Here is a 26706-nt window from a genome sequence, read left to right on the forward strand (position 1 = left end):
ACCCGAGGCACGCCGCCGCTCGACCGCCTGCGCGGGCCGGCGGGGAAGCGGACCTCGCCCGGGCGTCGGCGGAGGGCGTGACCTGTGCGCGCACGCCGGAGCGGACTGCCGGATCGGGTCAGGCGTTCGGCGGGCGGGTCAGCTCCACCTCGTCGCCCGGTAGCAGCTCCACGTCGCCCGTCGGGCCGTGGATCTCCAGAATCGGTACGCCCTCGTCGAGCTGCAACGTCCGGCGCTCGTTGCCGGTCGGCATCCGGGCGATGACCGAGCTGCCGGCCCCGAGTTCGACCTGCCGACGCTGAGGCGCTTCCCGAACCCGGGTGCCATGGCCGCGCCTCGTGTCGACCAGGCCCTCCGAGCGCAGCAGCGCGATCGCCATGCGCACGGCATCGCGACCGATGTTGTGTTCCTGTGAGAGCCGCGCCTCGCTGGCCAGGGTAGATCCGGCGGGTAGCTCGCCCGACTCGATCTGCTGCCGCAGCAGATCGGCGAGCTGCACATAGACCGGCGTGTGCGAGCGCGGATCGATAGCCATGCCGTCAGCCTTGTGCCCCCGTGGGTATCTCAACTTCTGGCCGTAGGGCCTTGTGGCCATATGTCAACTAATGTAGTTTCCTTGTCACGGTGCGTGTCGCTGATGGCTGAGTCCCACTCGGTCGAGGCGGTGCCGCTGAGTTGCCCTGGTGCCGTACTGCGGAATGACGCTGCGGTGGCAGGGCGGGGCGGGTCCGCCGTGCGGGGTGGGCGGGCGGACCCGCCCTTCCAGTCCACTCGACGCGAGAGGCGATCGTGGTGCGGGAACGGTTCGTCATCCATCTGCCCGTCGTCGCCGGTGACCTGGCCGGCGCGGTGCGCCTGGCCCGGGTGGTGGCCCGCTGGTCGGGGGTGCTCGCCTCGGCGGATCCCGGCGAGACCACCGTGTCGGCCGAGGACGAGCAGGGCGTACGTCATCGGGTCTTCTGCGACCTGCGGATGGTCGGCGGCCGGCGCTGCCTGCTGCGGGCCGACCATGACGGACCCTGCTCCCGGGTTACCGGCCGGTACGCGTCTCCTTAGCGATCGTTCAGGACAGCGTTCTACACTCGGTTCTCAGTCAGAGGACTCGAGGAGGAGCTCCGCGCATGGACGCTGACGAGATCGCCGCCGGCCGGGCCCGCTGGCAGGCCCGCTACGACGCCGCCCGCAAGCGCGACGCGGACTTCACCACGCTGTCCGGGCTGCCCGTCGACCCGGTGTACGGGCCACCGGAGGGGACGGCACACCCGGGCTTCGAGCGGATCGGGTGGCCAGGCGAGTTCCCGTACACCAGGGGGTTGCACCCGACCGGCTATCGCGGACGGGCCTGGACCATCCGGCAGTTCGCCGGCTTCGGCAACGCCCGGCAGACGAACGAGCGCTACAAGATGATCCTCGGCGCCGGAGGCGGCGGGCTCTCCGTCGCCTTCGACATGCCGACGCTGATGGGCCGCGACTCGGACGACCCGCAGTCGCTCGGCGAGGTCGGGCACTGCGGCGTGGCGGTCGACTCCGCCGCCGACATGGAGGTGCTCTTCGACGGCATCGACCTGGCCGGCGTCACCACCTCGATGACCATCTCCGGCCCGGCCGTGCCGGTCTTCTGCATGTACCTGGTGGCCGCCGAGCGGCAGGGCGCCGACCTGTCCACGCTCGACGGGACGCTCCAGACGGACATCTTCAAGGAGTACATCGCGCAGAAGGAGTGGCTCTTCGACCCCGAGCCGCACCTGCGCCTGATCGGCGACCTGATGGAATACTGCGCGGCCGAGATCCCGCGCTACAAGCCGCTCTCGGTCTCCGGCTACCACATCCGGGAGGCCGGCTCGACCGCCGCGCAGGAGTTGGCGTACACGCTCGCCGACGGGTTCGGCTATGTCGAGCTGGGCCTGTCGCGGGGGCTCGACGTCAACGTCTTCGCCCCCGGGCTCAGCTTCTTCTTCGACTCCCACCTCGACTTCTTCGAGGAGATCGCCAAGTTCCGCGCGGCCCGCCGGATCTGGGCCCGCTGGCTGCGCGACGTCTACGGCGCCACGAGCGAGAAGGCGCAGTGGCTGCGGTTCCACACCCAGACCGCCGGGGTGTCGCTGACCGCCCAGCAGCCGGTCAACAACGTGGTACGCACCGCGGTCGAGGCCCTCGCGGCGGTGCTCGGCGGCACCAACTCGCTGCACACCAACGCGCTTGACGAGACGCTCGCGCTGCCCACCGACGAGTCCGCCGAGATCGCCCTGCGTACCCAGCAGGTGCTGATGGAGGAGACCGGGGTGACGAACGTGGCCGACCCGCTCGGCGGCGCCTGGTACGTCGAGGCGCTCACCGACCGGATCGAGGCCGAGGCGGAGGAGATCTTCGCCCGGATCCGGCAGCTCGGCGGCGAGGGCCCGCACCAGATCGGGCCGATGACCTCGGGCATCCTGCGCGGCATCGAGGACGGTTGGTTCACCGGGCACATCGCCGAGTCGGCGTTCGTCTACCAGCAGGCGCTGGAGAAGGGCGACAAGAAGATCGTCGGCGTCAACTGCCACACCGGCACGGTCGCCAAGGAGTTGGAGATCCTGCGCATCTCGCACGAGGTGGAGCTGGAGCAGCGCCGGGTGCTGGCCGAGCGGAAGTCGGTCCGCGACGACGCGGCGGTCACCGCCGCCGTACACCGGATGGTGGAGGTCGGCCGGACCGGGGAGAACATGATCCCGGCGATGCTTGACGCGGTCCGCGCCGAGGCCACGCTCGGCGAGATCTGCGACGCGCTGCGCGCCGAGTGGGGCGTCTACCGCGAGCCCGCCCGCTTCTAGCGGTTAGGCGGGGGCCCTTCTTAACAGACGTCTGTTAAGAAGGGCCCCCGCCTTACACCTCTGAGCAGGGGTGAGAGTCGCAACGTCGACCTCGTGGGTGAACGGTCTACGGTGCGACACGTGCGAGACTAGACAACCATGAGCGACCCACGGATCACCTCGTCGATCTTCACCCGCGGCGCGGTCGACCTCAGCGCGCTGCGCACCCCCGCACCGGCCGACACCCCTCCCGCCACACCGACACCGGGCGGCCCGCCCGCCGGGCTGCCGGGCAGCCCCGCCGGCTCGGCCGCCGTGATCGACGTGACCGAGGCGAACATCCAGTCCGAGGTGCTCGAACGCTCGCTCAGCACACCGGTCGTGGTCTTCTTCGGCGCCGCCGGCTACCCGGAGAGCGACCAGTTCGCCCCGGTGCTGGAGCGGCTGGCCGCCGAGGGCGACGGGGCGTGGCTCCTGGCCCGGGTCGACGTGCAGCAGCAACCCCGGCTCGCGCAGATGTTCCAGCTCCAGACGCTTCCGACCACCTACGCGATCGTCGGCGGGCGGCCGGTCGACGCCTTCCCGGGCGTGGTGCCCGAGCCGCAGTTGCGGCAGTGGATCCAGGCCGTGCTCAAGGCCGCCGGCGTCACGGTGGCCGAGCCGGAGGACCCGCGGCTCGACGCGGCCGACGACGCGCTGATGAGCGGCGACCTCGACGCCGCCGAGGCGGCGTACCGGAAGATCCTCGCCGAGACACCCGCGGACGCGGCGGCGGAGGCCGGCCTGGCCCAGGTCGGGCTGGCCCGGCGGGTGGCCGGCGCCGACCCGCAGGCTGCGCTCGACGCCGCGGCGGCCGACCCCGACGACGTGGACGCGCAACTGCTTGCCGCCGACATCGAGGTGCTCAGCGGCCTGGCCGAGCAGGCATACAAGCGACTTGTCGCCACCGTCCGCCGGACCGCCGGCGAGGAGCGGGACCGGGTACGCCTGCACCTGATCGGCCTGTTCACCATCGCCGGCCCGGACGACCCCGCCGTGGCCTCCGCCCGACGCGCCCTGGCCAGCGCCTTGTTCTGAACCGACGTACACCCGCGCGGGCCGGCGCACCGCCGGCCCGCCCGACCACCGAGGACGGGAGCTCATGATGCGCCGGATCGCCGTCCTCGACGCGCCGACGAACCTCGGGTTGCGCCCGCCCACGGCCAGCTCCGTTCCCGGCTGCGGCAAGGCGCCCGGCGCGCTGCGCGACCACGGCCTGCTCGCCCGCCTGCGCGCCCGCGACGCCGGCTGTCTCACCCCGCCCCGGTACGACCCGGGCGACTGGCGCCCGGGCGACGGTGTCTGCCACGCGCCGGAGATCTCCGCGTACTCGGCCGCGCTTGCCGACCGGATCGGCGCGATCATCGACCGGGGCGAGTTCCCGCTGGTGCTCGGCGGGGACTGCTCGGTGCTGCTCGGCTCGGCGCTCGCCATGCACCGGCTCGGGGAGGCGGTCGGCGGGCGGATCGGGCTGGTCTTCGTCGACGGCCACTCCGACTTCCGGCACCCCGGCAACGCCTCGTACGTCGGCGCGGCGGCGGGGGAGGACCTGGCCCTTGTCACCGGGCGGGGGCAGTCCGACCTGGCCGCCATCGAGGGGCGACGACCCTACTTCCGCGACATCGACGTGGTGGTGCTCGGCATCCGCGCGCAGGACGAATACCGCCTCGACCTCCAGGCCGCCGGCATCACCACCCGGCCGGTGCCGGCGCTGCGTGCCGAGGGCGCGGCCCGGACCGCCCAGTGGGCGCACGAGCAGCTCGTGGACTGCGCCGGCTACTGGGTGCACATCGACGTGGACGTGCTCGACCCGGCGGTGATGCCCGCGGTCGACGCGCCCGACCCGGGCGGCATCGCCTTCGCCGAGCTGGAGATCCTGCTCGCCGGGCTGGTCGACACCCCGCACTGCCTCGGCGTCGAGCTGACCGTCTTCGACCCCGACTACGACCCGGACGGCGGGTACGCGGCGGAGATCGTGAACACGGTGGTGGCCGGGCTGGCCCCGGTCGTCGCCCCGGGCGCCGCGCCGCCCCGGTTGCTGCCGGCCGATCCGGTCGCCCCGGCGGCCCGCACGGGCAACGGGCGCCGCGCGGAGCATGGCCCGGTGATCGCGCCCGCGCCCGCCGTCGCGACGGACCCGATCGGTCCGCCGGCGGCCCCGCCCGGGGAGGGCGACCCCACGCCGGCTCCGGCCGCCGACACCTCCGCCTGAGCGCGCCCGGGTCGTTTGGGTGCGCCTGATGTCGCTGCCGCGTCGGTCAGCGGGCGAGGCCGCGCAGGAAACGCTCGGCGATCGGCACCGCGCTCGTCGTGCTGGAGCCGCCCTGCTCGACGAAGACCGCGAAGGCCACCTCGCCCTGCCAGCCGACGAACCAGGCGTGGGTGTGCGCCGGGTTGTTGTCGTATTCGGCGGTGCCGGTCTTGCCGTGCACCGGGTCGCCCGGCACGTCCGCAAGCGCGGCGCCGGAGCCGGCGGTGACCACGCCACGCATCATCGTCTTCAGCGCCGCCACGGACTCGGGCCTGAGCGCCGCGCCGGCCGGGGCGGGCTTGCCCGGCGCCGGGTCGAGCAGCAGCTTGGGCTGCTCGAAGTGGCCCCGGGCCACGGCCGCGGTGGCGCCGGCCATCGCCAGCGGGCTGACCACTGTGGTGCCCTGGCCGATGGCGGCGGCGGCCTGCTCGGTGGGCCCGCCGTTCGCGGAGACCTTGCCGGTGAACACGTCCGCGCCGAGGTCCCAGCCGGCTTCCAGGCCGAGCGTGCGGCCGGCCTGGGCGAGCCCGTCCGCGCCGAGCTTCGGGGCCAGCGCGGTGAAGGCGGTGTTGCAGGACTTCGCGAAGTCGGTGGCGAACGGCACCTTGCCCAGCGCGAAGTTGTCCGAGTTCTTGAAGCTCCGGCCGTCGACCTCGAAGGTCTTCGGGCAGTCCACTGTGGTCTGCGGCGTCACCGCGCCCCGGTCGAGGAGGCCGAGCGCGCTTACCATCTTGAACGTCGAACCGGGCGGCACCTGCGCGGTGAAGGCCAGGTTCTCGCCGGCGGCGCCGGGGCCGTTCGCGGCGGCCAGCACCGCGCCGTCGCTGATCCGCACCGCGACCAGGGCGGAGCGCCGGGTCTGCCCCCGCAACGCGGTGTCGGCGGCGTTCTGGGTGGCCGCGTCCAGGGTGGTCCTCACCGGCTGCCCGGGCTTCGGCGCGTCGCGGAACACCTCCGTCCCGGTGGGTTCGGTGGCGCCCTCCGCGGCCGGCCGTTCGGTGATCACGGTGATCCCGGGCGTGCCGCGCAACCGCTCGTCGTAGCGGCCCTGAAGACCGCCGTGGCCGACCAGGTCGCCGCGGACGTACCGGTCGGGGTGGGCCTGGAGGTCGTCGGCCTGCGCCGGGTCGACGGAGCCGAGCAGCGCCCGGGCGAACTCCCGGGTCGGGGCCAGCATGAGCTTGTCGGCGACGAACCGGGTGCCGGGCAGGTCATAGATCCGGGGCTTGATCTGCCGGTATGCCTCCTCGCGCAGGGTCACCACCTCGACGAGCGCGCCCTCGTCCGCCTCCTTGAGGCGTGCCGGCAGGTCACCGAGGTCGACCGGGGGGTCGAGCGCGGGCCGGACCGACTTGAACGCGGCGTCGAGCTTTCGCACCAGGCCCGGCACGTCGGTGACCTCGGCCGGCGCGACCTGCACCCGGATCACCGGTCGGGGCGTGACGATCGGTTCGCCGGCGGCGTCGAGCACCCCGGCCCGCTCCGCCGGCTCGCGGCGCAACGCCAGGTGGTCGCCGTCCTCCAGCTTCTCGTGCACCACGGCCGGCTCCCAGATCACCTGCCACTTGTCACCGCCGCCCTTGAGGCGAACCGGATTCTCGTAGGCCCAGCGGGCGCCGCCCGGCAGCGCCCAGGTCAGCCGGACCCGGGCGGTGGCGATGTCGCCGGTGACCTTGATGTCGCCGGTGCGTTCCAGGTCGGGCGGGGCGGCGGCCAGCTCGCCGGAGAGCGCCTTGAGCCGCTTGGTCACCTCGGCCGCCGGCAGTCGCGCGCCGGTCGGCTCGATGAAGCCGACAGGTTGCAGGTCGCCCGAACGCCAGCCGCTCAGGAAGGCGTCGACGGCACGCTCCGGCCCGTCCTCGCCGGAGCACCCGGTCACCGCGCCGGCGGTCAGCAGGGCGGCGACAAGCGCCGCGAGCAGCCGACGACGGGATTGGCGGCGGGGGCGGACGGGGTACGACAGGGGCATGAAGCGGTCCCTCCGGTGGGCAACTGGCCTGCACGCTAGTACGGCGTGCGGCGCCCCACCGTCCCGCCACCGCCTCCGCGTGTGAGAAGGACCGTGTGACAGTGTGATGAACATCGCCAGCCGGGGTATTCCGCGACTGGCCGACCACGCACCCGCAACAGGTGAAAGGGCACAGTCCCGATCCGGACGTCCGGCCAGTGGTCCGCCGACGGAGGCGCACAACGGCAGGGCCTAGGCTGGGCGGCAGAGTGACCCACAACGCGGTGGGTCGAGGGGAGTGGCACCGATGGACCGGCGTCCGGCGATCAAACCGGGACCCGACCTCCGGCAGGCTGACACCAGCCGGGACGATGACGGCTTCGATTCGGAGACCGACGGAGACGGTTTCGGCCGCCTCGACACAGGAGTGACCGGGATGACCGGTTCCAGCATCGACACCCTCTACGACCTGGGCCTGCCCACGCAGGCGCTCGTCGACGAGTCGGAGGACGCCGAGCTGGACGAGCCGGTACCCAACGCGGAGCGGCTGGTCGCCCAGGCGGTCGCGCTCGCCGGCGACGACCACGACGCGGCCACGCTCGTGGACCGTTTCTGGCGGTTCGCGCCGGACGAGGAGCTGATCGGCTTCACCGCCGAGGAGATGCTGGAGGCAGCCCGGGCGCACCGGGACCTGGCCCAGCAGCGGGTCCCGGGCGAGCTGAAGCTGCGCATCCACGAGCCGGACGCCGAGCAGCACCACACTGTGGTCGAGATCGTCACCGACGACATGCCGTTCCTGGTCGACTCCGTCACCGCGCTGCTGAACTCCCGCCACCTCGACGTGCACCTGCTGGTGCACCCGCTCGTGGTGGTCCGGCGCGAGCCGCTGGGCCGGCTCACCGAGGTCTCCGCGGACGTGGAGCCGGACGACGCGATCGCCGGCGACCTGGTCGAGAGCTGGATGCGGATCGAGATCGACCCGGTCCGCGACCCGGCCGAGCGGGAGGCCCTGCGCCGTGAGCTGCAACGGGTGCTCACCGACGTGCGCGAGGCCGTCGAGGACTGGCCCAAGATGCGCCAGCGGGCGATGGCGCTCGCCGACGAGCTGGCCGCCGCGCGGACCTCGGACAACCGCCCACCGGTGCCGGAGAAGGACATCACCGACTCGGTGGAGCTGCTGCGCTGGCTCGCGCACGACCACTTCACGTTCCTCGGCTACCGGGAATACCGCCTGGTCGACACCGACGGGACGGACGGCGGGCAGGCCCTCGAAGCAGTGCTCGGCACCGGGCTGGGCATCCTGCGCTCCGACTCGCCGGAGGCCCGGTCGCTGGCGTCGATGACCCCGGAGGCGCACGAGCGGGTGCTGGAGAAGCGCCTGCTCATCATCACCAAGGCCAACTCGCGGGCCACCGTGCACCGGTCGGCCTACCTCGACTACATCGGTTTCAAGATCTTTGACGATGCCGGCGAGGTGGTCGGCGAGCGGCGCTTCCTGGGCCTGTTCTCCACCGCCGCCTACCGGACCAGCGTGCAGGAGCTGCCGGTGGTCCGACGCAAGGTCGCCGAGGTGCTGGACCGCTCCGGCCTGAGCCTGCGCAGCCACTCCGGCAAGGACCTGCTCCAGATCCTGGAGACCTATCCGCGCGACGAGCTGTTCCAGATCAAGACCGACGACCTCTACCACGCGGTGATCGGCGTGCTGCGGATGGCCGGCCGCCGGCAGTTGCGCGTGTTCCTGCGGCGCGACGCGTACGGGCGGTTCATCTCCTGCCTGATCTACCTGCCGCGGGACCGGTTCACCACCCAGAACCGGCTCCGCATGCAGGACATCCTGCTGCGTGAGCTGAACGGCGTCGGCGTCGACTACACCACCCGGGTCACCGAGTCGATGCTGGCGCGGGTGCACTTCATCGTCCGCACCGACCCGAACAGCCCGCCCGGCGAGATCGACGCCGACCTGCTCGCCGAGGAACTGGCCGACGCCACCCGGCTCTGGGACGACGACTACCGGCTGGTGCTGGAGCGCAAGCTCGGCGACGAACAGGCCAAGCACCTGTTCGGCCGCTACGCCGACGCGTTCCCGGAGGGCTACAAGGACGGGCACACGCCGTACGAGGCGATGAAGGACCTGGCCAAGCTGGAACTGCTGGAGGAGCCCGGCCAGCTCGAGATGCACCTGTTCCGCAAGCAGTTGGCGCCCCGCGCCTACTCGGGCCGGGCGAACGACGCCGACGAGACGATGGACGTGCGGTTCAAGGTCTACCGGTACGGCGAGCCGATGATGCTCTCCGCCGTCCTGCCGGTCCTGCACTCGCTCGGCGTGAAGGTGGTCGACGAGCACCCGTACGAGGTGGAGCGCGTCGACGGCCGGATCTGGCTCTACGACTTCGGGCTGGAGCTGCCCGAGCGGCACCAGGACCTGGCCGAGGTGCGCCCCCACGTGGAGAACGCCTTCGCCGCCGCCTGGCGGGGCGAGGCCGAGGTGGACGGCTTCAACGAGCTGGTGCTGCGCACCGGGCTCACCTGGCGGCAGGTGGTGGTGCTGCGGGCGTACGCGAAGTATCTGCGGCAGGCCGGCACCGTGTTCTCCCAGGAGTACATGGAACAGACCTTCATCGCGTACCCGCGCATCGCCGGGCTGCTGGTGAAGCTCTTCGAAACCCGGTTCGCGCCCGGCGCGGCCACGCTCGACGAGCGCCGGCAGCACAGCGGCGAGCTTGTCGACGCCATCGGCGAGGCGCTGGACGAGGTGGCCAGCCTCGACCAGGACCGGATCCTGCGCGCCTACCTGACGCTGATCCAGGCCACGCTGCGTACCAGCTTCTACCAGAAGCCGCCGGCCGGGCGGCCCAAGCCGTACGTGGCGTTCAAGCTTGACCCGCAGGCCATCCCGGACCTGCCGGCGCCCCGGCCCAAGTTCGAGATCTTCGTCTACTCGCCCCGGTTCGAGGGCGTGCACCTGCGGTTCGGGCCGGTGGCCCGGGGCGGCCTGCGCTGGTCCGACCGGCGCGAGGACTTCCGTACCGAGGTGCTGGGCCTGGTCAAGGCGCAGATGGTGAAGAACGCGGTGATCGTGCCGGTCGGCGCCAAGGGCGGCTTCGTGCTCAAGCAGAAGCCGGGCGACCGGGACGAGGCGGTGATCTGCTACAAGGAGTTCATCTCCGCGCTGCTCGACGTCACCGACAACATCGTCAGCGGCGAGATCGTGCCGCCCGACGACGTGGTCCGGCACGACGCCGACGACCCCTACCTGGTGGTGGCGGCGGACAAGGGCACCGCGACGTTCTCCGACATCGCCAACGAGATCTCCACCGCGCACCGGTTCTGGCTCGGCGACGCGTTCGCCTCCGGCGGCTCGGCCGGCTACGACCACAAGAAGATGGGCATCACCGCCCGGGGCGCCTGGGAGTCGGTGAAGCGGCACTTCCGGGAACTGGGGCACGACACCCAGACCCAGGACTTCACAGTGGTCGGCGTCGGCGACATGTCCGGCGACGTGTTCGGCAACGGCATGCTGCTGTCGGAGCACATCCGGCTGGTGGCCGCCTTCGACCACAGGCACATCTTCCTGGACCCGGACCCGGACGCCGCCACCTCCTACCGGGAACGCAAGCGGCTGTTCGACATGCCCCGGTCGTCGTGGGAGGACTACGACCCGGAGCTGATCTCGGACGGCGGCGGCATCTTCCCGCGTACCGCGAAGTCGGTCCCGATCACGCCGCAGGTGCGCGCGGTGCTCGGCCTCGACGACGACGTCACGCAGCTCAGCCCGCAGGAGCTGATGAAGGCGATCGTGACCGCGCCGGTCGACCTCTTCTGGAACGGCGGCATCGGCACCTACGTCAAGGCGTCGACGCAGACCAACGCCGAGGTCGGGGACAAGTCCAACGACGCCATCCGGGTGGACGGCAAGGGCCTGCGCTGCCGGGTGGTCGGCGAGGGCGGCAACCTGGGCTTCACCCAGCAGGGCCGGATCGAGTACGCCGCGGGCGGCGGTCGCATCTACACCGACTTCATCGACAACGCGGCCGGGGTGGACTGCTCCGACCACGAGGTGAACATCAAGATCCTGCTCAACACGGCGGTCGCCGACGGTGAGCTGGACCGGCCCGAACGCGACGAACTGCTGGCCCAGATGACCGACGAGGTCGCCGAGCTGGTGCTGCGGGACAACTACGACCAGGCCCGGGCGATCAACAACGCCCAGGCCCAGGCCGCCTCGCTGCTGCCGGTGCACCGACGGGTGATCAACGAGCTGGAGCGGTCCGGCGCGCTGGACCGGGCGCTTGAGGCGCTGCCGCCGGACGAGGAGTTGGCGGTACGCACCGAGAGTGGGCTGTCCGCGCCGGAGTTCGCGGTGCTGCTCGCGTACGTGAAGATCGTGCTGGAAAAGGAGATCGTCAGCGAGGGGCTGGCGGACGAGGAGTGGACGACAGACGTCCTGGTCAACTACTTCCCGACCCCGCTGCGGCAGCGTTTCGCCGACCGGATGGGCCGGCACCGGCTGCGCCGGGACATCGTCACCACGGTGCTCGTGAACGAGGCGATCAACCGGGGCGGCATCTCGTTCGTGTTCCGGGTGGTCGAGGAGACGGCGGCCTCGGCTGCGGACGTGCTGCGGGCGTACGTGGTGGTCCGCGAGGTGTTCGAGCTGGGCGACCTGTGGAACGCGGTCGGTGCGCTTGACAACAAGGTCTCGCCCGAGTTGCAGACCGCCGTCTACCTGGACAGCCGGCGGCTGCTCGACCGCGCGGTGCGCTGGCTGGTCACCAACCGGCGCTCGCCGATCGACGTGCCGGCGGAGATCGCCCGGCTGCGCGACGGTGTCGCCCGGCTCCTGCCGGACCTGGAGCACCTGTTCTGGGGCACCGAGCGGGAGGCGATCGCGGCGCACATCGAGTCGCTCGCCGACCGGGGGCTGCCGCGTGAGCTGGCCGTGCGGGCGACCCGCCTGATGTACAGCTTCGGCCTGCTCGACATCGTCGAGACGGCGCAGACGACCGGCCGGGAGGTGAGCGAGGTGGCGTCGGTCTACTTCGTGCTCTCCGACCGGTTCCGGGTGGACGCCCTGCTGTCGAAGATCTCCCTGCTGCCCCGGGAGGACCGCTGGCAGACACTGGCCCGGATGGCGCTGCGCTACGACCTGTACGCCGCGCTTGCCGCGCTCACCGCGGAGGTGCTGGGCTCCACCTCGGAGAGCCTCCCGCCGGTGGAACGGGTGCAGGAGTGGGAGCAGGCGAACGCGACCTCGATCCACCGGGCGCACCGGGCGATGGGGGAGTTCGACGAGTCCCGCGCCGACCTGTCCGCCCTGTCGGTGCTGCTGCGGCAGATCCGCACCCTGGTACGGACGTCCGCGGCGGCCTGAGGTGTAAGGCGGGGCCCCCGCTTAACGCATTTGGTAGAGGCGGGGGCCCCGCTTAACACCCGAAGCGCCGCGCCGGTCACGCGGTCATGTGTGCGTAGACGACGATGTTGTTCAGGTAGCTGCCGGCGGTTCGGTCGAACTCCCCGCCGCATGTCACCACCCGTAGGCCCGGGGTGGCGGACGGGCCGTAGACCTGTTCCGCCGGGAAGGCCGTCTTCGGGTACGACCGGACGTCCTCCACGGTGAAGGTGGCGGTCGAGCCGTCCTGCCGGGAGACCGCGATGGTGTCCCCCCGCACCAGGGCCCCGAGGCTGAAGAAGACCGCCGGGCCGAGCTTGGCGGAGTCGACGTGCCCGACGACGACGGCGTTGCCGACCTCACCGGGGCTGGCGCCGGGGGAGTACCAGCCCGCCTTCATCGCCTGGTCCAGCGGGGGCACCTGCACCGTGCCGTCCGGGTTGGTGCCGAGCGTCATGATCTCGGCGCGTACCCCGATCCGAGGGATCACGATGGTGGTGGGCGCCGACCGGGCCAACCCGGCCGGGGCGCCGCCGGTCGGAACCGGCGGACCCTTGGGTGTCCCCGTCGGCGCGGGCGCTGTGGGTACCGCTGGTCCGGTCGGTGCCGCTGGCCCGGTCGTACCTGCTGTTCCGGTTGGTCCTGCCGGCCCGGTTGGTCCGGATGGTCCGGTCGGTCCTGCCGGTCCTGCCGGTCCGGTCGGTCCCGCTGTTCCGGTTGGTCCCGCTGGTCCGGTCGGACCCGTCGGTCCCGCTGGCCCGGTCGGTACCTGTGGCTCGGTCGGCTCCGGCACCGTGGGCGGGACCGGATCCGGCGAGAGGGCGTACCACGGTTTGTCGGCCTGGAGGATTCCATCGGCGTCCGGCTCGGCGGGGTCCGTCGTGCCGGCCTGCGCGATCGGCTGCGGCGGGGCGGGCGGCGGGACGGTACGCACGGACGCGCCGATCAGGCCGGAGCCCACCATGGCGAGCAGGACGACGAGCGCCGTGCCGGCGGCACGCCACGGTCTACCGTGACGGCCGCCGGCCCGGGTCGTCGTCCGATCAGACCAGGTCACCGGCCCGCCGCCGCCGACGCAGCAGCACCAGGCCACCAAGCGCGGCGGCACCGATCATGCCGACACCTCCAGACGCGAGACCGCGGTCCATGCCGGTGGTGGCCATGCCGCCGTCACCGCCGTCGACACCGCCGTGGGGCAGAACCACGAGTTCGCCCTCGCCGCAGGAGCCCGACAACTCGTACCGGCCCGGGTGGGCGTCCTCGGAGACGCGGGCCTCGCCGTAGTAGACGAAGTCCTTCCCGTGTTCCCAGCCGGCCTCGTCCTCGCCGCGGCCGTACTCGTCGCCGCCGTGCTCGTCCTTGGCGTCCTTGCCGTCCTCGCCGTGGCCGTCCTTGGCGTCCTTGCCGTCCTTGGCGTCCTTGCCGTCCTTGGCGTCCTTGGCGTGCTGGTCGTCCTTGGCGTCCTTGGCGTGCTGGTCGTCGGCCCAGAGGGCGGCGTCCCAGCCCGGCTCGGCGGCCTGGCCGTACTCGTCCGGGCCCTCGTCGCCGGCGTCGGCGGCCATGCCGGCACCCACCCCGCCCGGCTTCGGGTCGGCCGGCGGCTCCGGCATCCCCGCCTCGCCCGGGCCGTGCCCGTCCTTGCCCTCGGGGCCCTTGCCCTCGGGGCCCTTGCCCTCGGGGGCCTTGGCCTTGTCGTCCTTGCCTTCGGGACCCTTGCCGTGGTCGTCCTTGCCCTCCGGGGCCTTGCCGTGGTCGTCGCCGTGCCCGTCCTTGCCGTCGGGGCCCTGGTCGGCCTCCTCGGTCCAGTCGTCGCCCCGGCCGGACCAGTCCTCGCCCTGGCCGGCCCACTCGCCGCCACGATCGGCCCAGCCGCCGCTGTCGGCCGAGTCGCCGCTGTCGGCCCAGCCGCCGCTGTCGGCCCAGCCGCCGTGCTCGCCGTCGCGGGCCGGGTGGAGGTCGACCTTTCCGGTGACCTTCGACCAGACGTAGGCGTGCTCCTGTGGTTCGGAGCAGATCTGGAGCAGTTCAACGGTGTCACCAGCCTTGACCACGTGCGGCTTGGCGATGACCTTGCCCTCGTCGTCGTGCCCGCCCGCGTTGGCCATACCTGGGGTGAACGCGAGAAGGCCGGCACCGCCGAGCGCGGCACCCGCAACGACCTTCCCGAGCATCTTCTTAGCCATGAGCAGCGTCACTCCATCCCTGTTCGTCCTGAGCCCGACGTCAGTCGAGCTAAGGCCGACGTTAGACGGTTTCGCGACATATTCGGGGAAAGATTCGTTTTTAGAAGTTTGCCGATGATGTGGCTTTACCGCGTCGGAAGCCGCCCCCGGCACCGTCTGCGCCACCTGCGGCAGATCGTGGTACGAATGCGCCCCTCGCCGGGCGTGCCCCGAGCGGGGGTAAGGTCGGGGGGCGTATCGAGGCATTGCCATGGAAGCGCTCCCATGTAAGAATCGCTGCACGCGGTTCGGGGAGCCACACCGCGAGCTCAGACGTCGAGGGCAGCCGGTCTCACCGGAACGACGTCCGGCTCCCCACGGCCGGTCCTGCGGACCGGTCGGCACCACCACCCTCACGCCCGTCCGGGTCGGGCGTCCCCGAAGTGACCCGTGGCGTGCGCGGTCGTTCCCGCAGGACGACCACCGCCGCCATTCCGCCGGGCCGTACGCGGATCCGGTCTCGCCCAAGGAGATCAGTGGTATGAATCTGTGGAGAAGGCTGTCCGGCCGGAGCCGAACGTTGGCGCTCACCAGCGCCGGCGTCCTCGTGGCCGGTGGGCTCGTGACCCTCCCGGTCACCGCGGCACAGGCCGCGACCCAGTGCAGCGTGGACTACACCACCAACGACTGGGCCGGTGGCTTCACCGCCAACGTGGTCATCAAGAACCTCGGTGACCCGGTCAGCTCGTGGAACCTCGGCTTCACCTTCGGAAACAGCAGCCAGCGCGTGCAGCAGGGCTGGTCGGCGAGGTGGACCCAGAGCGGCCAGAACGTCACCGCGCAGAACGAGTCCTACAACGGCTCGCTGGGCACCGGCGCCAGCACCAACATCGGCTTCAACGGCGCGTGGAGCGGCAGCAACCCGAAGCCGACCCAGTTCACGCTGAACGGCACGGTCTGCAACGGCGGTACGCCGCCCACCAGCACGCCGCCCACCAGCACGCCGCCGACGAGCACCCCGCCGACGAGCACGCCGCCGACGAGCACCCCGCCGACGAGCACCCCGCCCACCAGCACCCCGCCCGGGCAGAAGGTGGACAACCCCTACGTCGGGGTCAAGGGGTACGTGAACCCGGAGTGGAAGGCCAAGGCCGAGTCGGTCTCCGGCGGTAGCCGGGTGTCGAACAACCCGACCGCCGTATGGCTCGACCGGATCGCCGCCATCAACGGCACCACCGGCAGCAGCTCCAACGGCTCGATGGGGGTCAAGGCGCACCTGGACGCCGCGCTCGCCCAGGGCGCCGGCTACATCCAGTTCGTCATCTACAACCTGCCCGGCCGGGACTGCTCCGCGCTCGCCTCGAACGGTGAGCTGGGCCCGGACGAGCTGCCGCGCTACAAGTCCGAGTACATCGACCCGATCGCTGCGATCCAGAGCGACGCGAAGTACAAGAGCCTGCGCATCGTCAACATCATCGAGATCGACTCGCTGCCCAACCTGGTGACCAACACCTCGGGCAACGCCGGCGGCACCGTGATGTGTGACACCGTCAAGGCCAACGGCGCGTACGTCAACGGCGTGGGCTACGCGCTCGCCAAGCTGGGCGCGATCGGCAACGTCTACAACTACATCGATGCCGGCCACCACGGCTGGCTCGGCTGGGACAGCAACTTCGGCCCGGTGGCCGACCAGCTCAAGGCCGCCGCCGTCGCGTCCGGCAGCACCGTGCACAACGTGCAGGGCTTCATCACCAACACGGCGAACTACTCCGCGCTCAAGGAGCCGTACGTCAAGATCACCGACTCGGTGAACGGCACCTCCGTGCGGCAGTCCAAGTGGGTCGACTGGAACATGTACGTCGACGAGCTGTCGTTCGCCCAGGCGTTCCGGCAGAAGCTGGTCTCGATCGGCTTCGACAGCAACATCGGCATGCTTATCGACACCTCCCGCAACGGCTGGGGCGGCTCCGCCCGGCCCACCGGCCCGGGCCCGTCGACGAGCGTGGACGCCTACGTCAACGGCGGTCGGATCGACCGTCGCTTCCACGCCGGCAACTGGTGCAACCAGGCTGGTGCGGGCCTCGGCGAGCGGCCGAAGGCGGCGCCGGAGTCCGGCATCGACGCCTACGTCTGGGTGAAGCCCCCGGGTGAGTCGGACGGCTCCAGCAAGGAGATCCCGAACAACGAGGGCAAGGGCTTCGACCGGATGTGCGACCCGACGTACACCGGCAACGCCCGCAACGGGAACAGCATGTCCGGCGCCCTGCCGGACGCGCCGATCTCCGGTGCGTTCTTCCCGGCCCAGTTCACGCAGCTCATGCAGAACGCCTACCCGGCGCTGTAGAGCCGCGGCCGGACCACCCGCCGCGGCGGGAGTGAGGCACCGCCGCGCGGGTTCCCCGGGCCCCTGGTCGACGCCCACGTCGACCAGGGGCCCCCGGCTGTCCCCAGGTCAGGGCACCGTCTTCTCGATCGCCGCCCGACCCAGCTCGGCCAGGTCGCGGCGCGCCCGCTCCAGGTTCTCCGGGGTCACGTCCTGACCACGCGCCCGCACCAGGTCCTCCGGTTCCCAGGGCTGCTCGGCGCCGGTGCGGACGTCGTCCCCGCCGGCTCCGGTGCCGGTGCCGGTCGCGCCGGTCCCGGCCGCGTACGGGTCGCCGAGGATGTCCGGCGACCCGGTGTCGGCCACCGCGCCGTCCGGCTCGGTGAACGAGGGGTTGTCCGGGTCGGCGCCGCCGGCACGCAACTGCGGCACCGTGCTGTCGTCGTCCACCGCCGAGGCCACCTCGGGGGTCTCCTCCAGCGGGCGCTCGCCACCGGGGTCACGATCGGTCATGCTGCTGCCTCCTGTCCCCATCGCTGATCCCCCCGGCCTACCCCCTGCCGGGCCGGCCATGCCGGCCGGCCCGGGACACGCGCGGCCGGGTCAGGACTCGTCGGACCGGATCTCCGGCGCCTCGGTCGGGCTGAGCCGCTGCCAGAGCAGCATGAGCAGCCCGAACACGAGCATCACCGCGCCGGCCCACAGGTTGATCCGGACGCCCTGCGCCTTGTCGATCTCGGCCGACGAGTCGAAGAGCCCCATCAGCCCGACGATCAGCCCGTACGCGACGAACAGCCCACCGATCACCCGGCGGATGTCGAACAGCCGGGCCGCGGCGGAGTGCTCCTCCCGGGCGTCCTCGGTCTCGTCGACAAGCGGGTCGTGGGCCTCGCCGTCCTGGTAGCGGTCCGCGTTGTCTGCCATGACGTGGGTCCCTTCCTCAGAAGACCGGGATGTAGAAGAGGGCGGCGAGGATCACGGCGACGACGCCGAGCAGCACCGGGGAGCGGTACCAGGCCGCGTCGCCGGCCAGCGAGTCGTCGGCGAGCGTGGTGTTGCTCATGCCGTACACCAGGCCGGTCAGCTCGTCGTCGGTCTTCGGCCGGGTCAGCGGCGTGATGATCGCGGCCACCACCGCGACCGTGACGAAGGCCAGGCCCGCGCCCCAGAAGCTCTCCTCCAGGTCGGAGTTGAAGCTGATCACGTCGATCTTGTAGAGCAGGTAGGTGGCGATCGCCACCACCGTGCCGGAGAGCAGCGACCAGAAGCCGGCCAACGCGCTCATCCGACGCCAGAACATGCCGATGATGAAGGTGCCAAAGAGCGGGGCGTTGAAGACCGAGAAGAGCGCCTGGATGTAGTTCATGATGTTGCTGAAGCCGGCCGCGATGAAGGCGGTGCCGATGCCGACCACCACCGCGACCACGGTGGCGATCCGGCCCACCCTCACGTAGTAGTCGTCCGGGCGGTCCCGCCGGAAGTACGCCTGCCAGATGTCGTACGTGAAGACGGTGTTGAAGCCGCTGACGTTTGCCGCCATGCCGGCCATGAACGACGCGACCAGGCCGGTCACCGCGATGCCGAGCACGCCGTTGGGCAGCAGGTCGCGCATGAGCAGCGGGATGGCGTTGTTGTAGACCAGGTCGCCCTGGTCGGCGCCCAGACCCTTGACCGTGATCAGGGCGATCAGGCCGGGGATCACGGTGACCACCGGGATGAGCAGCTTCGGGTACGCCCCGATGATCGGGGTACGCCGGGCCGCGCTCATGTTCCGCGCCGACAGCGCGCGCTGCACCTCGGCGAAGTTGGTGGTCCAGTAGCCGAAGGAGAGCACGAAGCCGAGGCCGAAGACGATGCCGAGCCAGTGCGCGCCGAGCGGGTTGTCGGTGCTGCCGGTGCCCTGCCAGGCGTGCAGGCCGGCCTCGCCGAGCTTGGAGCCCCGCACCGCGTCCATCAGCCCGTTCACGCCGCCGACCTTGACCAGGCCGATCACCGTGATCGGCACCAGGCCCGCGATGATCACGAAGAACTGGAGCACCTCGTTGTAGATGGCGCCGGAGAGCCCGCCGACCGTGATGTACGCCAGCACGATCGCCGCGCCGATCACGATCGCGACCCAGAGCGGCCAGCCCAGCAGCGCCTGCATGATCAGCGCCAGCGCGTAGAGGTTCACGCCCGCGATCAGCACCTGGGCGATCGCGAAGCTGATCGCGTTGAGCAGGTGGGTGGGGCGGTTGAAGCGCAGCCGCAGGTATTCCGGGACGCTGCGGACCTTGGAACCGTAGTAGAAGGGCATCATCACGATGCCGAGGAAGACCATCGCCGGCACGGCGCCGATCCAGTAGTAGTGGACCGTCATGATGCCGTACTGGGCGCCGTTGGCGGCCATGCCGATGATCTCCAGCGCGCCCAGGTTCGCCGAGACGAACGCCAGGCCGGTGACCCAGGCGGGCAGCGAGCGCCCGGACAGGAAGAAGTCGACGCTGGTCTTGATGGCGCGCCGGGCGGCGAAGCCGACCCCGAGCACCGTGACGAAATAGAGCGCCAGGATCAGATAGTCCAAGGCGTTCATGTTCAACCGTAGGCCGCCGCCCATGCCTGTGGCTCCCCTCATCCGGGTGCATGCTGCGCCCGGATGTACCCCGATCGCGAGGTTTGATGCAAGGAGGGGCCCCTTCTTAACGCCTGGCGTCGAGAAGGGGCCCCTTCTCACACGGTCAGCCGTGTGAGGTGACGGGTGGGGGGCGTCAGCGGCCCAGCACGCGGTCCAGGAAGTCGCGGTAGCCGCGTACGGCCATCCGGAGCTGCTCGGTGTCGGACGAGCCGGACTCCTGCCAGGCGCCGAGCCGGGTGCGCTGCTCCCGCAGCGCCGTGGAGAGCGCTTCGATCGCCTCCTCGACAAGCGACTCCGCCTCGCCGACCGCGGCCTGCGGGTCGTCCACGAAGCGAAGCTGGACGTCGCGCCAGCGGTCCCGGAAGCCCTGCGCGGCCTCCGGGGCGAACAGCGTCGCCGCGTCGCCCGGCACGGCGCCGGGCGTGGGCCGCTCGGCGCCGGCAAGCGCCGCGCCGCCGCCCGCCGCACCCGCCGCGACGGTGGCGGTGTCCGCGTTGCCGCTGTCGTGGTGGCGTCCGGTGGTGTCGGCGACGGGCTCGGCGTCGGGGTCGACCAGGCCCGGCTCGGGGCTGCCGTAGCCGACCGCGCCGGCGGCCACCGCGTCGTCCCGGTCCGAGCCGGGCACGCCGTCCCGGTCCGAGCCGGGCACGCCGTCCCGGTCCGAGCCGGGCACGCCGTCCCGGTCCGAGCCGGGCACGCCGTCCCGGTCCGCGTCGACGACCGGGGTCTCGTCGCGGTCCGCGTGGGCGACGTCGGTGCCGTCGACGACGACCGTGTCGTCCCGCTCGCTGTCGGCGTGCTCGGCGTCCCACTGGTCCCGGTCGTGCAGCCGGTCACCGGCGGTCGGGTCGGCCCGCTCGTCGTCGAGCGGCTCGGTGCGGCCCGGTGCGCCGTCGCCGGGGACGGCGGTGTCCTCGCCGCGCGCGTCCCGCTCGTCCTGCGGACGGCCGCCGGCCAGCGCCGAGGCGGCCACCGCGTCGCCGACCGTGGCCGCGCCGAACGCCGTCGGCAGCGGCGCCGGCTCGTGGAAGGTGGGCCGACCGTCGTCGTCGCGCGTCTCGCCGTCGTCCAACCGGTCGGCCGCGTCGTCCGTCTCGCCGGCGTCGTACGCCCGCGTCTCGTCGGACTCCGCGTCCCGCTCGTCACCCACGGCCGGGTCGTCGAACGTGCCCCGGTCGTCGAGCGCGTCCTCGGGCACTCCGGCCCGGCCGGCGTGATCGTCGGCGTGGCCGTCCGGTGGCGGGACCGGTACCGGCGCGGATCGTACGGCCTCGGGGTGGTCCTGCGTGACCTGCTGCTCTTCCTGGCGCATGGCGGCGGCTCCTCAGCGGCTCGTGGCGTCGTGCTCGGGGTCGGGATCGGGGTGGCGCTGTTCCGGCGTGTGCTGGGCGACCGGGTCCTCGCCGAGCAGGTCGGCGAAGAGGGCCCGGTAGTGCACAAGCGCCTGGCGGAGGTCCTCGGTGCCGGCCTCACCGCGTTCGTTGCGCTGCCGGATCTCGTGGGCGTCGCGGTAGTGGGTGAGTGTGCGGGCGTGCTCGACGGAGAGGTGGGCGATCTGGTCGGAGAAGTCCCCGGTGGGGTATCCGCGCTCGGCGATCAGTTGGCTGACCAACTCGTCAGCTTCGCCGACGGTTTCCGTCGGCGAGTCGACGAAGCGCACCTGGACCTCCTCCCAGGCGGCGGCGTAGCGGGCCCGGGACTCCGGGCTGAGCGGGGTCAGCTCCAGCTCGGCGTGCCGGCGCTCGCGCTCCCGCAGCTCGCGCTCGGCGGCGCCCCGGCTGTCCTGCTCGGCGACGACCCGGTCGTACTCCGGGCCGAAACGTTGCCGCAGCGCCCGGCGGCGATTCGCGATCAGGGCGAACGCGACGAGCGCGGCGACGATGACGACGACGATGACTATGACGACTACCTGGGTGGGCGACATGGCTCCTCCTTCAGCAGCTGGTATTCCCTGCTGCGGGTGATCGCCAATCCCGTTCCGGGGCACTTTCCCGGTGGGGTGGAAAAAGCGGGGCGGTGGAAGAAACGCCCGTCCGGCGACGAGTCGGGCTCTGACGGCGTCCACCAGGCTCGTCTCGGACGGTAGCGAGCGTCGAGACGGCCGGTAGTGCATCCGCCGGGGATTACGTATCCTGCCCAAGGCGTCCGGTCGGGCTCCGGCGTCCGTGGCCGGTGACCGGACGGCCGTTGCCGGAGCCACCCAGCGAACCTTCCCGGGCGAGGTCTGATTGAACACCCGCGACTGGCCGATCCGCGCCAAGCTGACCGCGCTGGTCATCGGCCCGGTGACCGGGCTGCTGGCACTGTGGATCTTCGCCACCACGCTCACCTTCGGGCCCGCGCTCGACCTGCTGGCCGCCCGCACCTTCCTCTACGACCTGGGTCGGCCGGGGGAGAGCGTGGTCGCCGAGTTGCAACGGGAACGACGGCTCTCGGTGGTCCAGCTCGCCGGTGACGGCGTCCTGCCGGAGCTGGCCGGGCAACGCGGGCGCACCGACCTGGCCGTCGCCGAGCTGCGCCGCCGGATCGACGGCGAGGAGTTGCGCGACGCGGCCGACGACCACCTCGACGCCCGGCTCGACCAACTGGGCGCGGCGCTCGACGCGCTGCCCGCGGGGCGGGTCTTCATCGACGACCGGAAGGTGGACCGGGCCGGCGCGGTAGGGCTCTACAGCGGGATGATCGGCTCGGCGTTCCAGGCGTTCTCCGCCATGGCCGCGACGCCCGACGCCCAGATCAACCGGGAGGCGTCCGCGCTCACCGCGCTGGGGCGCTCCCGTGAGCTGCTCGGCCAGGCCGACGCGCTGCTTGCCGGCGCCGTCACCGCCGGCCGGTACGCCGAGGGCGAGCACGAACAGCTCGTGCGGACGGTGGAGAACCAGCGGTTCCTGGCCGAGAACGCGGTCGCCGACCTGCCGCCCGACGAGCGGGCCGACTACCAGCGACTGACCGAGGGCGGCGCGTTCCTCCGGCTGCGCGCCCTTCAGGACACTCTGATCCGCTCCACCGGCCTGCCCGCCCGCTTCGACGTGCGCGCCTGGGAGACCAGCCATACCGAGGTCTGGGCGGGTCTGCGGGACTTCGAGCTGCGGGGCGCGGACCGTCTCACCGAACGTTCCGTGCCGATGGCGGCGCGGATCCTGATCCAGCTCGCCGTCGCCGGAGTGCTCGGCCTGGTCGCGATCGTGGTCTGCGTGCTCGTGGCGCTGCGGGTCGGCCGGTCGCTGGCGCAGCGGCTGACAAGCGTGCGCACCGCCGCGACCGAGGTGGCCGAGCAGCGGCTGCCCGACGTCGTCGCCCGGCTGCGCCGGGGCGAGGAGGTCGACGTCGCCCGCGAGGCTCCCGAGCTGGACCACGGCGGGGACGAGATCGGTCAGGTGGCGCGCGCGTTCAACGAGGTACGCCGGACCGCCGTCCGCGCCGCGGCCGACGAGGTCACCCTGCGCCGCGGGTTCAACGAGGTCATCCTCAACCTGGCCCGGCGCAGCCAGGGGCTGGTCCACCGTCAACTGGCGCTGCTGGACCGGCTGGAACGGCGCACCGAGGACCCGGACGAGCTGGCCGGGCTGTTCCAGGTCGACCACCTCGCCACCCGGCTCCGCCGGCACGCCGAAGACCTGGTCATCCTGGCCGGGGCCGCGCCCGGGCGGGGGTGGCGCCGGCCGGTCGCGGCGGTGGACGTGATGCGCGGGGCGATCTCCGAGGTCGAGGCGTACGACCGGGTCGACGTGGGTGAGGCGCAGCCGGCCGGGGTGCTCGGCCGCGCTGTCGGGGACGTGATCCACCTGCTCGCCGAGCTGATCGAGAACGCGACCGCCTTCTCCCCGCCCGGGACCCGGGTGGACGTCACCGGCCGCACCCTGCCGGGCGGCTACCTCATCGAGATCACCGACCGGGGGCTCGGCATGTCCCCGCCGACGATGGCGGCGGCCAACCGCAAGCTGGCCGTCCCGCCGGAGTTCGACCCGACCGACAGCGCCCGGCTGGGCCTGTTCGTGGTGGCCCGGCTGGCCGCGCGGCACGGCGTGGGGGTGGAGCTCCGACCGGGACGTCCGGGCGGGACGACCGCAGCGGTGTTCGTACCGTCGGACCTGATCACCGACGAGCCGCCGGTCGGCTCGGACGCCACCGCCGGTCCGGACCGGCGGCGGATGGCCAAGGTGAGCCGGCTGACCACGGTGCCCCGGGGCCGGTCCACCCGGCCGGGCCGGGAGCGCCCGGAGTCCACGGTGATCCCGTTGGCGGCGGCCCGCGCCTCGACCGTGGAACCGCCCGCCGACGACGACGGCCTGCCCCGCCGGGTGCGGCGGCGCGGCCCGGCGGCGCGTCCCCGCGCGGTCGCCGCCGACACTCCGGCCCTCCGCCCGCCGGAGGAGGCCCGCCGGGCCATGTCCGCGTTGCAGGCCGGCACCGCGCGCGGGCGTCGGGACGGCACGCGCGTCGCCGGTGGTCCGACTGTCGCGCGGATCCGGGGCGCCGGCCCTGACGAGCCCGCCGACGTGCCGGGTGACACCGGTACGCCGTCCACCGCGCCGGAGCCGGCAACGGAGCCCTCCCCGCCGGCGCCGGACCAACGAACCGCGACAGAGAGGGACGCCTAGTGGTGCACACGACGCGGCAGAACGCCGATCTCGACTGGCTGCTCGACGACCTGGTGGAGCGCGTGCCGGGCGCGCGCCGGGCGGTGGTCCTGTCGGCGGACGGGCTGCTCCTCGGCGCCTCCGCCGACCAGGACCGCACCGACGCGGAACACCTCTGCGCGCTTGCCTCCGGCTTCTCCGGCCTGGCCAAGGGGGCCACCCGGCACCTGGACGGCGGCGCGGTCCGGCAGACGGTGGTCGAGATGGAGTCGGCGTACCTGTTCGTCACGGCCGCCGGGCAGGGCGCCTGCCTGGCCGTGGCCAGCGACGCCGAGGCCGACATCGGCCTGGTGGCGTACGAGATGGCGATGCTTGTGATCCGCGTCGGCGAGAACCTGGCGGCGCCGGCCCGGATCGTGGCGGAGCCGACCGATGCGGGCTGAGTCGCCGGTCCCGGCGCACGAGTGGCTGGACGCCGACGCCGGTCCGGTGGTGCGCCCGTACACGCTCACCGGCGGGCGGGTGCGCCCGCCTGTCGACGGCTTCGACCTGCTGGCCTTCGTGCTGACCACGTCGGCGGCCGAGCCGGCCGGTGTCCCAGGTCTCCAGCCGGAGCACCGTCGCCTGGTCGAGCTGGCCCGGCGGCCGAAGGCCGTCGCCGACCTCGCCGCCGACCTGGATCTCGCCGTGGGCGTGGTCCGGGTACTGCTCGGTGATCTTCTCGCCCATGGGTTCGTCGCGGTGCACCGGCCCCCGGCCGCCGCGTACCTGCCCGACGACAACATCCTCAAGGCGGTGGTCAATGGACTCCGTGCGCTTTGATCGCGAGCCGGCCGTGCCGCTGGCTTTGAAGATCCTCATCGCGGGTGGCTTCGGCGCCGGCAAGACGACGCTCGTCAGCGCGTTGAGCGAGGTCCGCCCGTTGCAGACCGAGGAGGTGCTGACCGGGGCCGGTCTGGGCACCGACGACGTCTCCGGGGTGGAGCAGAAGTCGACCACCACGGTGGCGATGGACTTCGGTCGGATCACCATCAACGACGATCTCCAGGTCTATCTGTTCGGCACTCCGGGTCAGGACCGGTTCTGGTTCCTCTGGGACGAGCTGGCCTTCGGCGCGCTCGGCGCGGTGGTGCTCGCCGACACCCGCCGGCTGGCCGACTGCTTCCCCTCGATCGACTACTTCGAGCAGCGGGGCATCCCCTTCGTGGTCGGGGTGAACTGCTTCGAGGGTTCCCGGCGGTTCGGCCTGGAGGCGGTCCGCGACGCGCTGGACCTCGATCCGGACGTTCCGCTTGTGTTGTGCGACGCCCGGGACCGGCAGTCCGGCAAACTGGTGTTGATCTCGCTGGTCGAGCACGTGGCCCGGCAGCGCGGCGAGCCGGTGCCGGTGGGCTGACCCGGTCGCGCGGGGATTCCGGTGGGATCCTGGTGGGATCGCAGCAGCAACGGCGGAAGGTGGGAGCGTTGACCGGGCAGCACGACATCGTCCACATCGGCGGCTACACGGCGGAGTCGGACGGGCGGGCGGACGGGATCGTGGCGGCGCGGCGCGACCCGGCGACCGGGGCGTTGACGCCACTCGGGACCGTGGCGGTCACCCCGTCGCCGTCGTTCCTCGTCCGGCATCCGGGGCGGCCCGTGGTGTACGCCGTCAACGAACTCCCCGAGGGGCGGGTGAGCGCCTTCCGGGTGGCGTCGGACGGCGACCTCGCGCCGCTTGGCGTACGCCCGACCGGTGGGGCCGAGCCGTGCCATCTCGCGGTCGCGCCGGACGGGTGGCACCTCTTCGTGGCCAACTACGGCGGCGGCAGCCTGGCGGTGTTCCCGTTGGACGCCGACGGCGTGCCGGGGGAGCGCACCGACCTGGTCCGGCACGAGGGGCACGGCGTCGATCCGGAGCGGCAGGAGCGGGCGCACTGCCACATGGTGTCGCCCGACCCGGACGGCGGGCCGCTGCTCGCCGTGGACCTGGGCACCGACTCGGTCTACCGGTACGACCTGGACGCCGACTCGGGGCGGCTGGCGCCCCGGGGACCCCGGCTGCGGACGCCGGCCGGCAGCGGGCCCCGGCACCTGGCCCGGCACCCGGACGGGCGGCGCTGTTGGCTTGTCGGTGAGCTGGACGGCACGGTCACCGCGTACGACCTGACGCCGGACGGGCTGCGCCAGGGGGCCCGGGTCGACGCCAGCGGCCGGACCGGGCACGTCCAGCCCTCCGAGGTGGCGGTCGGGCCGGACGGGCGCTTCCTCTACGTGGGCAACCGCGGGGTGGGCACGGTGGCCGTCTTCGCGCTCGGCGGCGCGGCGCCGGAGTTGGTGGCGGAGGTGGACACCGGCGGTGAGTGGCCCCGGCACTTCGCGTTGGCCGGGGGACACCTGTACGTGGCGGACGAACGGGCCGACCTGATCCGGGTATTCCGGGTGGACCCCGGCACCGGGGTGCCGGAGCCGGTCGGGGAGCCGGTGCCGGCCGCGAGCCCGACCTGCGTACTGATGTGACGGCGCGGTGACCGACCGGTTTCAACCAGTCGTTGCAACACATTTGTCCTGAGTGGACGATAACAGATCGTTAAGGGCCTCGCCGGGCGTTCTCCACCCGAGTGCCTTGCGC

20 protein-coding genes are annotated in these 26706 nt (G+C 72.3%); 11 read left to right on the forward strand and 9 right to left on the reverse strand.

Features of this window, described 5'->3' with window-relative positions:
• Positions 1-118 precede the first annotated feature (118 nt).
• On the reverse strand, positions 119-535 hold the full coding sequence (locus tag SM450_RS27310) for a GntR family transcriptional regulator (RefSeq protein WP_474622644.1): 417 nt from the start codon (positions 533-535) through the stop codon (positions 119-121).
• Positions 536-792: 257 nt separating this feature from the next.
• Here SM450_RS27310 and SM450_RS27315 point away from each other — a divergent pair, with 257 nt between their 5' ends.
• From SM450_RS27315 to SM450_RS27330, 4 genes are all read left to right on the forward strand, one after another.
• A complete protein-coding gene (locus SM450_RS27315) occupies positions 793-1056 on the forward strand; it encodes a hypothetical protein (protein ID WP_474622645.1) in 264 nt (87 codons plus the stop codon).
• 65 nt (positions 1057-1121) lie between these two features.
• Positions 1122-2810 carry an acyl-CoA mutase large subunit family protein gene (locus SM450_RS27320; RefSeq protein ID WP_474622646.1) on the forward strand — a complete coding sequence of 563 codons (1689 nt, stop codon included), beginning with the start codon at positions 1122-1124 and terminating at the stop codon, positions 2808-2810.
• A gap of 138 nt (positions 2811-2948) precedes the next feature.
• Positions 2949-3866, forward strand: coding sequence for a tetratricopeptide repeat protein (locus SM450_RS27325; protein WP_474622647.1), 918 nt, complete (start codon positions 2949-2951; stop codon positions 3864-3866).
• 64 nt (positions 3867-3930) lie between these two features.
• Entirely contained in the window at positions 3931-5040 is a 1110-nt protein-coding gene (locus SM450_RS27330) for an arginase family protein (RefSeq protein ID WP_474622648.1), read from the forward strand.
• Between the two features lie 46 nt (positions 5041-5086).
• Here SM450_RS27330 and SM450_RS27335 read toward each other — a convergent pair whose 3' ends face one another.
• Positions 5087-7048: a penicillin-binding transpeptidase domain-containing protein gene (locus tag SM450_RS27335; protein WP_474622649.1), complete on the reverse strand. Its 1962-nt coding sequence runs from the start codon at positions 7046-7048 to the stop codon at positions 5087-5089.
• A gap of 286 nt (positions 7049-7334) precedes the next feature.
• Between SM450_RS27335 and SM450_RS27340 the strand changes: the two genes are divergently transcribed.
• Positions 7335-12398: an NAD-glutamate dehydrogenase gene (locus tag SM450_RS27340; RefSeq protein WP_474622650.1), complete on the forward strand. Its 5064-nt coding sequence runs from the start codon at positions 7335-7337 to the stop codon at positions 12396-12398.
• A 76-nt stretch (positions 12399-12474) separates the two neighbouring features.
• Here SM450_RS27340 and SM450_RS27345 read toward each other — a convergent pair whose 3' ends face one another.
• A complete protein-coding gene (locus SM450_RS27345) occupies positions 12475-13209 on the reverse strand; it encodes a class F sortase (protein WP_474622666.1) in 735 nt (244 codons plus the stop codon).
• A 250-nt stretch (positions 13210-13459) separates the two neighbouring features.
• Positions 13460-14599: a collagen-like domain-containing protein gene (locus SM450_RS27350; RefSeq protein WP_474622651.1), complete on the reverse strand. Its 1140-nt coding sequence runs from the start codon at positions 14597-14599 to the stop codon at positions 13460-13462.
• A gap of 520 nt (positions 14600-15119) precedes the next feature.
• On the opposite strand from SM450_RS27350, the gene SM450_RS27355 reads away from it, so the two are divergent.
• Complete coding sequence (locus tag SM450_RS27355; RefSeq protein WP_474622652.1) at positions 15120-16922, forward strand: glycoside hydrolase family 6 protein; 1803 nt, start codon at positions 15120-15122, stop codon at positions 16920-16922.
• Between the two features lie 108 nt (positions 16923-17030).
• Here the strand turns inward: SM450_RS27355 and SM450_RS27360 are convergent, their stop codons facing one another.
• The 5 genes from SM450_RS27360 to SM450_RS27380 all read right to left on the reverse strand — a co-directional run bounded on the left by SM450_RS27360 (position 17031) and on the right by SM450_RS27380 (position 21439).
• On the reverse strand, positions 17031-17414 hold the full coding sequence (locus SM450_RS27360) for a hypothetical protein (RefSeq protein ID WP_474622653.1): 384 nt from the start codon (positions 17412-17414) through the stop codon (positions 17031-17033).
• Between the two features lie 90 nt (positions 17415-17504).
• A complete protein-coding gene (locus SM450_RS27365) occupies positions 17505-17825 on the reverse strand; it encodes a hypothetical protein (RefSeq protein ID WP_474622654.1) in 321 nt (106 codons plus the stop codon).
• A gap of 16 nt (positions 17826-17841) precedes the next feature.
• Entirely contained in the window at positions 17842-19473 is a 1632-nt protein-coding gene (locus tag SM450_RS27370; protein WP_474622655.1) for a sodium:solute symporter family protein, read from the reverse strand.
• 175 nt (positions 19474-19648) lie between these two features.
• Positions 19649-20827: a hypothetical protein gene (locus SM450_RS27375; RefSeq protein WP_474622656.1), complete on the reverse strand. Its 1179-nt coding sequence runs from the start codon at positions 20825-20827 to the stop codon at positions 19649-19651.
• Positions 20828-20839: 12 nt separating this feature from the next.
• Entirely contained in the window at positions 20840-21439 is a 600-nt protein-coding gene (locus tag SM450_RS27380) for a hypothetical protein (protein ID WP_474622657.1), read from the reverse strand.
• A gap of 304 nt (positions 21440-21743) precedes the next feature.
• On the opposite strand from SM450_RS27380, the gene SM450_RS27385 reads away from it, so the two are divergent.
• The 5 genes from SM450_RS27385 to SM450_RS27405 all read left to right on the forward strand — a co-directional run bounded on the left by SM450_RS27385 (position 21744) and on the right by SM450_RS27405 (position 26594).
• Positions 21744-24116, forward strand: coding sequence for a sensor histidine kinase (locus SM450_RS27385; protein WP_474622658.1), 2373 nt, complete (start codon positions 21744-21746; stop codon positions 24114-24116).
• Entirely contained in the window at positions 24116-24538 is a 423-nt protein-coding gene (locus SM450_RS27390) for a roadblock/LC7 domain-containing protein (RefSeq protein WP_474622659.1), read from the forward strand. The genes SM450_RS27385 and SM450_RS27390 overlap by 1 nt, the downstream gene beginning before the upstream one ends.
• Positions 24528-24917 carry a DUF742 domain-containing protein gene (locus tag SM450_RS27395; protein ID WP_474622660.1) on the forward strand — a complete coding sequence of 130 codons (390 nt, stop codon included), beginning with the start codon at positions 24528-24530 and terminating at the stop codon, positions 24915-24917. The genes SM450_RS27390 and SM450_RS27395 overlap by 11 nt, the downstream gene beginning before the upstream one ends.
• Positions 24898-25491 (forward strand): GTP-binding protein, encoded by a 594-nt coding sequence (locus SM450_RS27400; protein ID WP_282284365.1) that lies wholly within the window; start codon positions 24898-24900, stop codon positions 25489-25491. The genes SM450_RS27395 and SM450_RS27400 overlap by 20 nt, the downstream gene beginning before the upstream one ends.
• Positions 25492-25559: 68 nt before the next feature.
• Positions 25560-26594 (forward strand): lactonase family protein, encoded by a 1035-nt coding sequence (locus SM450_RS27405; protein ID WP_474622661.1) that lies wholly within the window; start codon positions 25560-25562, stop codon positions 26592-26594.
• Positions 26595-26706: the final 112 nt, after the last annotated feature.

Source organism: Micromonospora marincola (assembly GCF_056150385.1).

Coding starts and splice junctions, on each gene's coding strand:
- SM450_RS27340 (WP_474622650.1), top strand. CDS start 7,335: ATGGACCGGCGTCCGGCGATCAAACCGGGACCCGACCTCCGGCAGGCT.
- SM450_RS27395 (WP_474622660.1), top strand. CDS start 24,528: ATGCGGGCTGAGTCGCCGGTCCCGGCGCACGAGTGGCTGGACGCCGAC.
- SM450_RS27335 (WP_474622649.1), bottom strand. CDS start 7,048: ATGCCCCTGTCGTACCCCGTCCGCCCCCGCCGCCAATCCCGTCGTCGG.
- SM450_RS27350 (WP_474622651.1), bottom strand. CDS start 14,599: ATGGCTAAGAAGATGCTCGGGAAGGTCGTTGCGGGTGCCGCGCTCGGC.
- SM450_RS27380 (WP_474622657.1), bottom strand. CDS start 21,439: ATGTCGCCCACCCAGGTAGTCGTCATAGTCATCGTCGTCGTCATCGTC.
- SM450_RS27375 (WP_474622656.1), bottom strand. CDS start 20,827: ATGCGCCAGGAAGAGCAGCAGGTCACGCAGGACCACCCCGAGGCCGTA.
- SM450_RS27360 (WP_474622653.1), bottom strand. CDS start 17,414: ATGACCGATCGTGACCCCGGTGGCGAGCGCCCGCTGGAGGAGACCCCC.
- SM450_RS27330 (WP_474622648.1), top strand. CDS start 3,931: ATGATGCGCCGGATCGCCGTCCTCGACGCGCCGACGAACCTCGGGTTG.
- SM450_RS27355 (WP_474622652.1), top strand. CDS start 15,120: ATGAATCTGTGGAGAAGGCTGTCCGGCCGGAGCCGAACGTTGGCGCTC.
- SM450_RS27310 (WP_474622644.1), bottom strand. CDS start 535: ATGGCTATCGATCCGCGCTCGCACACGCCGGTCTATGTGCAGCTCGCC.
- SM450_RS27400 (WP_282284365.1), top strand. CDS start 24,898: ATGGACTCCGTGCGCTTTGATCGCGAGCCGGCCGTGCCGCTGGCTTTG.
- SM450_RS27370 (WP_474622655.1), bottom strand. CDS start 19,473: ATGAACGCCTTGGACTATCTGATCCTGGCGCTCTATTTCGTCACGGTG.
- SM450_RS27320 (WP_474622646.1), top strand. CDS start 1,122: ATGGACGCTGACGAGATCGCCGCCGGCCGGGCCCGCTGGCAGGCCCGC.
- SM450_RS27365 (WP_474622654.1), bottom strand. CDS start 17,825: ATGGCAGACAACGCGGACCGCTACCAGGACGGCGAGGCCCACGACCCG.
- SM450_RS27325 (WP_474622647.1), top strand. CDS start 2,949: ATGAGCGACCCACGGATCACCTCGTCGATCTTCACCCGCGGCGCGGTC.